Consider the following 12,409-nt stretch of genomic DNA (forward strand, 5'->3'; position numbering starts at 1 on the left):
TCGGTTCTCCTCTACGGGGCCAGCTGAAAACTCAGTACTGTGGAAGCTGATAACTGTTGAGTAACTCGTTCTTCTTATCCTGGAACTGGGCCGGAGCCATTTGCACCAGCGCGTCAAAGTCCGCCGGCGGCAGGACCAGCATGAACGTCTTCATCTTGAAGTGGTTCATGCCGCAAAGCTCGGCGCACGCCATTTCGTACTTGCCGACTTTGTTGGCGGTGAAGTGAACGCGAATCGCCATGCCGGGAACCAGATCCTGTTTGAACCTGAGTTGCGGCACCCAGAAATTGTGCGTCACGTCTTTTGATTTCAGGATGAGTTCGACCGGGCGGTTCGCCGGAATGACCAGCGTCGGGGTTGAGATGTCGTCCTTGCCCCCCGCATCCGTGTCCACAACGCCGACGGGATTAGTCGCGTCATCGATGTACTGAACGTCCGTGCGACCGAAGGTCTTGTCGCCACCCGCATAGCGAATGTTCCAGGCAAACTGCTGCGCCGTGACTTCGATTTGAGTAGCGCCCGCGGGAGCCGGATTCAGGTGCAGCGCCGCCCAAACTCTCTGGCCCATCACGCCCAGGCTGATGAAAACAATCGCGGTCACGATGGTCCACACGACCTCGAGCCGATTGTTGCCGTGCGAATAGGTTGCGCGCGTCTTGTCGGCTGAGTCGCGATACTTCCAAACAACCCAGCCAAGGCCGATCTGCGCGGCCGCGAAGGCGATGCCGCACACGATAATCGTGATCAGGAACTGGCGATCAACGCTCGGCCCGTGGTCGGTGATGGCCTCAGGAAACCACCAACGCTTATTAAAAAACATCAAGACAGAGGCGATCGTGATCACCCAGATAGCTACTGCCAGAAGACGTCCCATCAGCTAGCTCTCCTTCGTAAATCGTCAATCGTGAATCGTAAATAGAAGCTGTGTCACGCGATCGAACTATTTACTATTTACGATTTACTATTCACCGGTTTAACACCATCACGCCAAATAACAGCGGCAGATAAAAAACTGAAGCCATCAAAAGTTGCCGCGCGTGCTGATTTGATTTCGAAAACGCGGCCCGAATGCCGCTCGCCAGAAACAGCAGGCCAAGCAACAGAGCGGCCACAAAATAGATCTTTCCGGAAACGCCCAGCACCGTAGGCAACAGACTCACCGGCACTAACATGACCGTGTAAGCAATGATTTGCTGGCCAGTGACGCGGCCGTCGGGCTCGACAACCGGCAGCATGCAGATGCCGGCCCGCCCGTAATCTTCACGATACATCCACGCGATCGCGAGGAAGTGCGGAAACTGCCAAAGGAAAAGAATCGCGAACAGCACCAGCGCGGTGGTGTCGAGCTCTCCACGCGCGGCGGTCCAACCAAGCACCGGCGGCATCGCACCCGGAAACGCGCCAACGAAAGTTGAAAATGTCGTGCGGGTCTTTAGCGGCGTGTAAGCGAACAGATACCCCGCCACGACCGTCAAGCCAAGAATCGAGGTGAGCGAATTTGTGAACACCGCCAGATAGAGTTCCGCGACAATCGTGAGCGTGAGACCGAGCCAAAGCGCCTCGTACGGCTGCACTCGTCCGGTTGGTAGCGGCCGATCAGCGGTGCGGCGCATCAGCAGATCGAGATCGCGCTCCATGAACTGATTCAGGGTGCCGAGTCCGGACGCCAGCAACCCGATGCCAATCATCGCGTGCGTCAGCACCAAATAATTTGTGTTGCCTTGCGAGCCGAGTGCAAATCCGGCCGCGGCGGTGAGCATGATGAGCGATGTGATGCGCGGCTTTGTTAGCTCAACGTACGCAGAGAGTTTGGCGCGCAGTCCCGATTTGGTGATGGGCGCCGCAGGCGAAACTGGATGGACTTCGATTGCAGTAGTTTTCATGAAAGCTCGATTGTTCGGAATCCCTCAGTGTCTCTGTGGGATCTTTGTGTCTCTGTGGTGTCTGTACTCGCCGATTAGCTCACCACAGAGACACGGAGAATTCACTGAGACACAGAGTCGGAACGCGTCTTACGCAGTAGCCAGAACCCCAACATCTCTCGCCTGCTCAGCCCGCAAGACCCGGAACACCCGCAACGTCAGGACGATGGTCGTCGCGAATACCAGAGCGCCGCAGGCGACGTGCGAAACCGTTACGGTAATCATCGGATTCAGGGGCTGCGGATCGTAAGGCGACGCGGCGCGCGTCAAATACGCAGCTACCCCCAACATTAACTGCACAAACAGCAGCCCCACAGCGATTGCCGCCGGCCGCGTCAGAAACTTCTCTTCGCGATGCCGCAGGAGCACTGTCATTACCGTAACGCTTAGTGAAAGCGTAACGATGATCGCTCCCGTGATGTGCGCAATAAGCAGACTGGTCGGCAACCACTGGTCCCAACTAGCCGAATGCCGCAGCGTTGCGCCCAGCACCAGTTGCGCCAGAATCAAAATGAGCGACGCGACACACAACGAGCGCAGCGAAATGCCGCCGCTTGGTTCGTGCACCCTCGCCGGCGCATCGATCCAGCTTCGCGATGTGAACACCGCTAAACTTACCGTGGTGAGAAAGAACAATTGAGCCAATGTCCCGTGAGCGGACGAAACGGCGAGCGGCAGATTCATCTTGACGGTTAGTCCGCCAAGCAGTCCCTGCACAATCACCAAGCCGAGAGCCGCCCACCCCAGACGCTTGACCCATGAACGCCGCTCGCGCACCTGCAGATAGATCGCGAGAATGATTGTCAGGAAGCCGACGCTCGCGGCAATCATCCGATGGCCGTGTTCCCAATACAGATTACCAACCATCTTGGGAAAGAATTGCCCGTTCGACAGCGGCCAGTCTGAGGTCGCTAGCCCGGCATCACGGCTGGTGACATTCGCGCCCGCGATGATGAGAAAGAACGTGGCTCCCGCCAAAAACAGCGCGAACCGATGAACCCCTTTGGACATGGTGATTAATAAATCGTAATGGGTGATAAGAACGCGTCTTATCACCCATCACTGTTCTCTAGTGCCGCATGAACGGAACTTCGAGAGCCGGCAGCATCGGCAATGAACTCGGCTGTCCACGCAGATGCGCGCTGGCGCCAAAGCTGAAGTCAGCCGCTCCCTTACCGCTTGCGGGAACCGTGACCTGCATCGTCTTTTCCGTGCCCGCGCCCGGGCCTTCATGCCAGGCTACGACTGTATATGTTCCCGGCGGCACGCCCTTGATCGTAAAGCTGCCGTCTTCAGCACTCACCGCAAAGAATGGGTGCTTCAGAACGCCGACGTAGGCCTTCATCCACGGGTGCTGGTTGCACTTTACCGGGACCATGGCTTCAGCCGTGTTCAACTTATGAGTGAGCGGTCCCGCGCCATTGGCCTGCGACTGGTTCCAGTCGGGGTTCAACTTCGGGGTGAAGTGAACGTTGTGCGTCGTCGGGTCGCTGTTGGTGATGGTAATCGACTGCCTGGCGACGACACCCATGACGTGCGGCTTATAGCTGCATCCATTCTGATCGAGGGTGGCTGCACCAGACGGCGCCGCATAAGAGTAATCACCGACCTTCTTGCCGTCCGCGAGTGTTCCTTCTTTGATATAGACGAACGTGTTGGCGAGCTTGCCGTCCTTGACGGCCCACTCTTCGGATAGCAAATTCGACGCTTTCGCGGAGCACTGCGGATCCGCCGACGTGTCGATCTTCTTCGCTTCGGGCGCAGCGCCGGCATAAGCCACCGTGCCTGAGATAGTGCCTTCGGTACCCGTTGATTTGTATTCGGTGCCGGTAGTGCTACCCGTATCATCGCCGCCGCCCTCGGGCGCCTTACTGCATGATGAGCCGAGCGACAACACCGCCAGCGCGGCCATCAACCCAAGCCACAAACGTGCGCGTTTAGTGAACATAATTTTTAAGTCCTCCAAAAAATTTGAAACTGTCTGTAAATTTGCGTAAAGCATACCGTAAAGAAGTTTTCAGAACCACCTGCGGTAGCGGGTGGTTGAACATTCCTGACAAGAGGAATCTCATGCAAAGATCAACCTCCCGCTACCGCAGGCGGCTCTGACTCCTTAACCGATGATGCCGGGGCCGCCGACTCCGATTCGCATGATGACCGCTCGTGGCCGCCGGCTGTGGTTGACCCGCCGGCGCCGGAGTCGATGGTGACGCTGACAACAAGCGGCGCTGCTCGTCAGGTGTCATCAGGAACATGTACCGCACGAGCAGTTTCGCGTGATCGCCGTGATAATTCGTCACGCCCGCAGGCGGATTGGGAACGTTCAGCACCCACCGCTCCCCTTCTTTCTTAAACAGACCGGTCGGCATCGCGGTCCCGGGCGAAATTTGCGCCGGGTCGAGCAACCAACGGAACGTCCAATCCGGCTTCAAGCGCTCAGACGCCAGCAGGAAGTTCGGCGCAATTGCCGTTGCGTCATGCCCGGGATCGCCGGTGATGTGACACTTAAGGCAAGGCGTGCCTGACACGAACATGTCGCGCGCGATGGTGCGTTCAGCCTCAGTCAGCGGCAGCATCGGCTCCTTAATATATGGATCGTTCTGCGACGACACGGCGATGAAGAAGCGCACCAGGGTCCGCAACTCGTTCGGCGAGAAATTGAACGTCGGCATGTGCACCTGAATGTAGGGCCGCACACCGTTGCGATTCGCGCCGGGCTGCGGAAGCAGACGCCCATTCCTTTGATCGTTAGCGTTCGTGGCCGCACTGGGGCTCGGCGACCCAGTGGCTGCCGGCGACGCGGACGGCCTGGCGGGCGGCGCGGTTGGCCCACTCGCCGGCTGCGCCGGTCGTTCGCCTTCGCGCAGCATCGAGGGATCCTTCAGGAATCTCATCAGCCATTCCGGATCGACACGCGCGCCTTCACTGGTGAGCATCGGCGGCAGCAGGTCCTTGTTTGTCGCATAGAAAGGCAGCGACGTCAGCGACGTGCCCTGAACAGTCGTTGGCTCAGCCGAGTTGTTGTAAATCTGAATTGTCTGCCCCGGCTGAATCACGTGACAGCCCATGCAGTTGTACTTCTTGATTACCCACCAGCCGTTCTGAATGTCTTGTCGGCGTTGGTCGGTCGGCACATAGAAAAGCGACTTCGGAACGTTCGCGCCCTCGATACCACGACTGCCAAGCAACAGAGTCGTCAGGCTGGTGCGCCACGGCGCCGGCAGATGCGGATCGGGCATGCGCAGACGCTCGTTGGGAGCGAGATAATCAGACTTGCCATGATCGTAGATGCCCGGCTCGGCGAGCTTGTGCTCAAAGAACCCGCGGTGGTTGTACCAGTTCTTATCCTTCTTATCAGGATGAAGATCGACCAGTTTTCCGTCCTTGTCCTTGAGGACTTTCTTTCCGTACTCGGCATCATGCGTGAGCAAAGCAAAGTCGAGACGCTCAAGCGGCGTCGCGCCTTCCGTCGTCAGCTCTTTACCGATTCGTTGTTCTTCTTCGAAACCTTTAATTTCATGACAGCCCGCGCAGCCGTATTGTTTAATCTGCAACCGTCCACGTTCCACCAGTTGCGGGTCGTCCATGAATGACGCATCGGCGTAAGAAGGCGGCGCCGAAAGCGAGAACAGATACGACGTAATGTCGCGCGAATCTTGTTCCGACAGGCGCAGGTTCGGCATCACCGTCATGTTCTGGACCTGCAGCTCGGCGCCGTCGTTTGGACAAGTCGAATGCAACTCAGTATCGAACGTGAAGGGTTTGCCGTGCTTCGCAAAGTCGTCCGGGGTCAGGTCGCGCTTCTCTGTCGGACAATACGGCGCCCAGCGTTCGCGCGGGTTATAAATCCAGCGCACGATATAGTCGTAGTTCGCCTTTTCGCCGACGCGCGAAAGATTGGCCGCAAACACTCCGCCCATCGTGTTGTCGCCCTGGCCGATCGAATGACAACCGAGACAACCTCGCGATTCAAATAATTCTTTACCCTTCGTCTTATCACCCTGTGCCTGCGCGGGAACTTTGCCGTCAAAGCTGTTCTGCCACAGGTAGGCCGCAACGGCCCTCAGGTCCTTCTCACCTTCGTCCTTGTCATGCTCGAAGCGCCAGAACTTCGGCATCTTCGTGCCGGGGCGGAACCCTTCCGGGTCTTTCAGCCACAGCGGAACCCATTCCTTCCGCAGCTTCAGCTTGAGGTCTTTGAGGTTTGGGCCAACCTTCTTTTGATCCTGCAGGAGGTAACGCGTCTGAAGGTTAAGTTCATCTATGCGCGCGGCGAGCTGGCTGTTGATGACTCGTAACGATTCCGCGCGGGCAAGCAGACGTCGAATTTCAGCTTCGTCTCCAGCGTTTGCGCTCGCGTCAGTTTCGCGCTTCGCTTCGCGATCATTGGCGGCGATCTGCTCCTGGAGTTGCGAGACTTGCTGCCGCGTGTTCGTGAGCGAGTCAGCCTCGCGATCAAACGCTTCCATCCGGTGACAACCGACGCATCCACGCTGATAGAAAAGGTCCTTCGCCAGGTTAAGCTGATCGGCGCCTTGCGTTACCCGGTCATTCGCGTGGCACATCTGGCAACCTGCCTCGGTATTTTCTTTCTCGTACATCGGATGCAGCCAGTATTTGTGCCGGCCGTGGCCCTTCACGACGCTCGTCGTCGCGCGGCCGTTACCCCCGTGGCAGGACGAGCAACCAAACTTTTGCGGATTATGAGTCTGGAACAGTTCTTTGCGCGGATGACTGACGAAGGCGCGCGCGAGTTCGTCAGGCTTCTTGCCGGGCCCGTCGGGCGCCATGTCTGAAGCTTTAATATTCAGAGGTTCGCGCGTGCCGAGGTGACAGACTTCGCATCGATCCACGATCCCGTATTCATTTGAGTTGATTTGATGGCCAAGGATCGAATAGTCAAATGAGGTCTCGTTCTTCTTGATCAGATCTTCAATCGCTTTTGGCGGTAACGAGCTGACCTGGTTCTTCACATAATCGTCGCGCTTCTTCGCCAGCTCCAAGGGCTCTTTCAATAGCTCAGCTTTCTCGCCCAGGAATTTCGCCTTCTCTTCGCGCAGGTCATTGAACGTCTTTTCCAACTGCGCATAGTTCATGTGGTGGCGCACAATCTTGCCCTGATCATCGGGCATATCCACCGTCACCTGTTCTTCTTTCTTGGCCTTTAGCTGTCGGTCGTATTTGTCTTTCGAAGATTTGCTTTTCGCCGTCTGGGCCGTGAACGTGATGACGACGATGCGGCCACGCTGGTTCTGAAACGGATCGGTAACGGCATCGAGCTTCGCCTGAATCCGCTCTACTTCCTTGTCGATCTCTTTACGGCGCTCTTTGGTGTTCTCCTCCGCAGCCGTCGCGGCATCATTAAGCTGTTGGTACTCCGGCGTCTCTTTGACCTCGGTTTCGGATTTGCCGGCGTCGCGCTTAATGCTCTTGAGGTAGGCGGTGTAACGCTTGACGTATTCGCGCTGAATGCCGCGCCAGGGTCGCGTGGCGAACGCCTCGTCCCACAAAGCCCAAACGCCCGAGACCACCAGCAGCAGCGTGCAGATGAGAAGGATCGAGCTCGTCGAGCGGCTGACGATCGGATCGCGTTCAGGCTCGGTCTCTCGCGTAACTAGTGATTCGGTCGGTTCAGTCGGCTCTGCCATGGTTCTCAATAATGGTTCAGACGTTGAACCAGGGAGTTACCCAAACGTACTTGATCGTAAATACCAACCTTAGTATCAGTTTCACCGGCATCGCCAGGAGCACGGTCACCGCAAAAAACTGAAACGTCATGTACTGAAGCAGCGTGGTCTGGGCGAGCAACTTGCGCTCGAACTCGCCGGGCACGGTGGCCCAATTTTTTAGCGCCGTCCAGGACTTGAAATAGCGAAGCTTTAACGGTGCGCGCATCATCCACCAATGGAAGAACAGTCCGCCCACGATGAAGAATCCGCCGACAACAATCGCGCCGAAGATCCCTTTCCACGGATATGAATTCAGAAACGGCAATCCCCAGCCGGCGATGATTTCATGCAAATCACGATTGCGATCGAACACGACCGTGTTGTGGTCCCAGGTCTGCCCCGGCCAGAACCAAATCCAGCCCGGTCCGCGAATGAACGTGCCGATGAAAATCAGGACAATCCACGTTAAGAAGCCCACGCCGAACATCCAGATCGCAAATCGTCTCTGTTTGAATGTGTAGTAGCCGTTGCCCAGCGGATTCGAATCCACGTAAGGAAACACCATCAGGCCGATCATGATGAGCGACGGCATTACCACCCCGGCGATCCACGGGTCGAAGTAGACCAGCATCTCCTGCAACCCGAGGAAGTACCACGGCGCCTTCGACGGATTCATCGTCAGGTTCGGATTGGCCGGTTCTTCTAATGGCGCGTCCAGCGTGATCGACCAGACATAAAGAATGACGGTGACGATGACGGCGGCGAGAAACTCGATGCGCACGAGATAAGGCCAGACGTGCAGCTCTTTCGCCCAACCCGGGCGCCACGGTTCGGCTTTGCGATGATGAGATTTAGCGAGTTTCGGATCGGCTTCGAGCTGATTGATTAACTGATCGTTCGCGACCGCCTGTTTGACGCCGAGCCAGGTGAAGAACGGCACCAGAAAAAGCATCGCGACGATGGGGATGTTGTCCGGCGCCGACGTGATCTTCCAAAGCTGGTACCAGTCTTCGACCCACCAGATGTACAAGCCCAGCAGCAAAAGGATCACGGCCAGGCCGATGATCTTGTTGCGGCGCGAGTTTGGCTTTGGAGTTTCTTCCATCCCGATCATTCTTTGTGTCGCTCTGTGGTTCTCAGTGTCTCAGTGGTGAAGTGCCGTTAATGACCATTCACCGCAGAGACACAGAGGACCAGAGGCACACAGAGACTATTTTTTCTTCACTGCTTTCATTTCCGACTCGAGCATCATCGGCGCCGGGCCGCTGATGCCGCCGTCTTTACGTATCCGCCAGAAATGAACGGCCATGAATATCGATGCGACCAGCGGAATTCCGATGCAATGCCAGATGTACGCGCGCAGCAACGCGTTCGAATCGACGATCGATCCGCCCAGCAATCCGAACCGCACGTCGTTGTATGGCGTCAGACCGAGTTGCGGGCCGAATGGCCCCTCACTTCCCAGCATGGGTGTCGCGCGCGCCATGTTCGTTCCCACCGTCACCGCCCAGAATCCGAGTTGATCGTCTGGCAGCAGATACCCAGTAAACGAGAGCAAGAGTGTCAGCACCAACAGAACTACGCCCACGCACCAGTTGAACTCGCGCGGCTTTTTGTACGATCCGGTCAGCACCACGCGGAACATGTGCAGCCACGTCGTGATCACCATCAGGTGCGCCGCCCAACGATGCATGTTGCGCAGGAGCTTTCCGAATGGGACGTCGTGCGCAAGGTACAGAATGTCTTTAAAGGCATCACCCTTGGTTGGGTGGTAATAGAACATGAGCAGCACGCCGGTGAACGTCAGGACGATGAAGAGGTAGAACGTGATGCCGCCCATCCCCCACGTGTATCCGTATCGCACTGCGTCGCGGTTGATCTTTGCCGGATGCAGGTGGAGAAAGACGTTTGAAAGGATTGCCAGCGAACGATTGCGCGGATCGGATCGTTCGTGCGAAACACGAAAGATCGATTTCCATACCTGGGTCTGCTGCGGGTCTTTGTATTCTTTCGCCTCTTCCAGCGCGCGGTCCTTCAAAGCGACGGCCGAATCTTTCGCGCGCGTCACCAGCCCGGCGTTGGGCTTCTCGCCGGTTAGCTGTTTCGGTTCCTCTGCGTCTTTCGGCTCGTCCATATTTGGTTAGCGCAAACGATTTAGAGCGGGATGTAAGCTCCCTCATCGTTAAAATGGTTCACGCCGCCCTTCTCCCACAGGTAAAGGCGACTCTTATTCACCACGATCTGCCCTTCCGCATCCAGTTCTACGTGCGCGCGATCCATTGGCCGCGGCGCAGGACCTTCGAAGTTGATCGCCTCGATGTCGTAACCACTGCCGTGGCAGGGGCACTTGAATTTGTTCTCGCTGGCTTTCCAGTCCGGTGTACAACCCAAATGCGTGCAAACCGCATTAATCACGAATAGTCGATCCGATGTCTTGGTCACCCAGATGCGGTACTGTTGCTGCCATTTCGTATCGACGCCTAACGCGTAGTCGCCGGGAAAACCAATTTTGAAAGTGCTGGCCGGTTCAGTGATCGAGCGCGGCAGGAAAAAGCGCACGAACATCAGGAAACAGGTCGTTAAAAATCCGGCAACGCTGTACCAGACTATCCGGCGACGAGTTTTGTTGACGGGAGGTTCCGACGTGGAATCGACAACCGCCGGTTTGGCTGCGGCCTTAGCGACAGGTGTCGCGGCCCCACGCGCCGGCGGCGGCATTGGGGGTCCGGCGGGCTTCTCAGGTACCGCTATAGATTCGGTGTTTGGATTAGTATCCACTCCGACGATCTACCCTTGAGAGTCACGGATTCGAAAAATTAACAGTTACACACCAAGGCCGTCGAGGATTGCAGACAACGTATACAATCCCCCACGACACAGGGACCAGGAATCTCTGCGAAACAATTGCAGTGTGTTCACTAGAAGAGCACCGCGCCAAAATAAAAGTATAAACTGGCTGCGACAGCGCAAAGTTATACATCGATTTTGACAGAATTGGCAAGAGAATATTGATGTGCTTGAGCGCGGACGCCCCGTCCGCATTCGCAAACTATCGGAAGCGATAACAGTTAACGTGAGTGTTCAAGTCATCCTGTACAGCAAACCCGGCTGTCACCTTTGTGAATTGATGAAGCAAGAGATGGCGAAAGCCGACTGCGCCGAGCTGTATAAACTCGCGGAGATCAATATTGAGAGCGACGCCGAACTGTTTGCCCGTTACCGCGATGAGATCCCTGTTCTTTTGATCGACGGGGTTGAAGCCTTTCGGCATCGTCTGACGGCTGATTCTTTTCGTGCATACCTAAAGAACCGCGCCCGATGAGGTCTCAGGCGCGTGGTAATATGGCCGCCGCAAAGCGTGTCAGTACCGGGAGCGGTAGGCGACCGGGTCCAATGCGTCAATGCGGACTTGAACCCCGTCGCTACTGCTCCGGGTACTGAATCTATCTGCCGACAATGCTGGAAGCGATCAACCTGACCTGTGTCCGTGGCGAGCGGCCTCTATTTCGAGATGTGAATTTCACGCTCGCGCCGGGTGGTCTGTTGGAACTTCGCGGTCCCAATGGAGGCGGAAAGACGAGTCTGCTGCGGATTCTCTGCGGCCTGGCGACGCCGGCCGACGGCGAAGTGCGCTGGAACGGCACGAATATTCGGAGACTGCGCGAGGAATATTTTGGGTCGCTGGCGTACGTCGCACATCTGAACGGCGTCAAGGATGAGCTGACCGCGCTTGAGAACCTGCTTGCAGCACGACGTGTCGCGGGTCACGAATTAACCCGGGAAGAAGGCGAAGCCACGTTGGAACGCGCGGGTTTGATCAATCAACGCCATCTGGCGACGCGCGTTTTATCGGCGGGCCAGCGACGGCGACTGGCATTAGCCCGGTTGCTTACATCGGGCGCGAAGCTTTGGCTGCTCGACGAGGTGCTGACGTCACTCGATGACTCGGGCGTTGAGCTTGTTCGCAAACTGATCACAGAACACCTCGACGGCGGCGGACTCGCCCTCGTTGCCACCCATCAAGAGCTGGGCCTATCGCCGCCGGGTTCGCAGACGATTAATCTTGCGAACCCTCCGAACATTAATGCATCAAGGATGGCCGCGCTCCCAGCGCTCTCAGGATGACCGCGCCTTCCATCCTTTCAATGTTTCGTTGGGTCGTCTGGCGCGACCTGCTACTGGCTTGGCGACGGCGAAGCGATGTGCTGGCCACCCTGTTCTTTTTCATCATCGTAGTGAGTCTTTTTCCGCTCGGCATTGGACCCGAACAGCAGCTGCTGCGCACCATCGCGCCCGGAGTCGTTTGGGTGGCCGCACTGCTCGCTTCGATGCTCGCGCTGGGTCGAACATTCGGGAATGATTATCAGGACGGCACGCTTGAGCAGCTCATGCTGACTCCGCAGCCGCTTTACCTGATAGTGCTGGCGAAGGTGCTGGCGCAGTGGCTGGTTTCCGAAGTGCCTTTGGTTTTAGTTGCGCCGGTGCTTGGACTTCAGTTCGGTCTGTCGCAGAATACGCTCGCGGTCATGACTGTGTCCCTGTTGTTGGGAACGCCGGTGCTAAGTCTCGTCGGCTCAATCGGGGCCGCCCTGACTTTAGGGTTACGCTCGGCAAACGTGCTGGTGGCTCTACTCGTACTGCCGCTTTATATTCCGGTGCTCATATTCGGCGCCGGCGCGATCGAAGCTACGGTGAGCGGAGCAGAGGCGCAACCATACCTATTATTATTAGGAGCAACGCTGGTTCTGGCTTTGACGTTGGCACCCTGGGCAACCGCGGCGGCGCTTCGCATATCTGTGGAATAGTGGCACAGACTAA

11 protein-coding genes are annotated in these 12,409 nt (G+C 57.0%); 3 read left to right on the forward strand and 8 right to left on the reverse strand.

Annotated elements, in window-relative coordinates:
* Positions 1-31: 31 nt before the first annotated feature.
* The 8 genes from coxB to VFX97_03370 form a co-directional block, all read right to left on the reverse strand.
* Positions 32-874 carry a cytochrome c oxidase subunit II gene (gene coxB, locus VFX97_03335; GenBank protein ID HEX5702232.1) on the reverse strand — a complete coding sequence of 281 codons (843 nt, stop codon included), beginning with the start codon at positions 872-874 and terminating at the stop codon, positions 32-34.
* Positions 875-965: 91 nt separating this feature from the next.
* The gene (cyoE, locus tag VFX97_03340; protein HEX5702233.1) at positions 966-1,883 is read right to left on the reverse strand and encodes a heme o synthase; all 918 of its coding nucleotides are present in this window, start codon (positions 1,881-1,883) and stop codon (positions 966-968) included.
* Between the two features lie 129 nt (positions 1,884-2,012).
* Positions 2,013-2,933: a COX15/CtaA family protein gene (locus VFX97_03345; GenBank protein HEX5702234.1), complete on the reverse strand. Its 921-nt coding sequence runs from the start codon at positions 2,931-2,933 to the stop codon at positions 2,013-2,015.
* A 58-nt stretch (positions 2,934-2,991) separates the two neighbouring features.
* On the reverse strand, positions 2,992-3,870 hold the full coding sequence (locus VFX97_03350; protein ID HEX5702235.1) for a hypothetical protein: 879 nt from the start codon (positions 3,868-3,870) through the stop codon (positions 2,992-2,994).
* Positions 3,871-4,012: 142 nt separating this feature from the next.
* Entirely contained in the window at positions 4,013-7,570 is a 3,558-nt protein-coding gene (locus VFX97_03355; protein HEX5702236.1) for a hypothetical protein, read from the reverse strand.
* A 16-nt stretch (positions 7,571-7,586) separates the two neighbouring features.
* A complete protein-coding gene (locus VFX97_03360; GenBank protein HEX5702237.1) occupies positions 7,587-8,696 on the reverse strand; it encodes a hypothetical protein in 1,110 nt (369 codons plus the stop codon).
* A 105-nt stretch (positions 8,697-8,801) separates the two neighbouring features.
* On the reverse strand, positions 8,802-9,725 hold the full coding sequence (locus VFX97_03365) for a cytochrome b N-terminal domain-containing protein (GenBank protein HEX5702238.1): 924 nt from the start codon (positions 9,723-9,725) through the stop codon (positions 8,802-8,804).
* A 20-nt stretch (positions 9,726-9,745) separates the two neighbouring features.
* Positions 9,746-10,369 carry a Rieske 2Fe-2S domain-containing protein gene (locus VFX97_03370; protein HEX5702239.1) on the reverse strand — a complete coding sequence of 208 codons (624 nt, stop codon included), beginning with the start codon at positions 10,367-10,369 and terminating at the stop codon, positions 9,746-9,748.
* A gap of 295 nt (positions 10,370-10,664) precedes the next feature.
* Here VFX97_03370 and VFX97_03375 point away from each other — a divergent pair, with 295 nt between their 5' ends.
* The 3 genes from VFX97_03375 (at position 10,665) to ccmB (ending at position 12,396) form a co-directional block, all read left to right on the forward strand.
* Complete coding sequence (locus tag VFX97_03375; GenBank protein ID HEX5702240.1) at positions 10,665-10,913, forward strand: glutaredoxin family protein; 249 nt, start codon at positions 10,665-10,667, stop codon at positions 10,911-10,913.
* A gap of 134 nt (positions 10,914-11,047) precedes the next feature.
* A complete protein-coding gene (gene ccmA, locus VFX97_03380) occupies positions 11,048-11,716 on the forward strand; it encodes a cytochrome c biogenesis heme-transporting ATPase CcmA (GenBank protein HEX5702241.1) in 669 nt (222 codons plus the stop codon).
* A gap of 20 nt (positions 11,717-11,736) precedes the next feature.
* Positions 11,737-12,396 (forward strand): heme exporter protein CcmB, encoded by a 660-nt coding sequence (gene ccmB / locus VFX97_03385; GenBank protein ID HEX5702242.1) that lies wholly within the window; start codon positions 11,737-11,739, stop codon positions 12,394-12,396.
* Positions 12,397-12,409: the final 13 nt, after the last annotated feature.

This window comes from Pyrinomonadaceae bacterium, assembly GCA_036277115.1.
Lineage (GTDB): Bacteria > Acidobacteriota > Blastocatellia > Pyrinomonadales > Pyrinomonadaceae > UBA11740.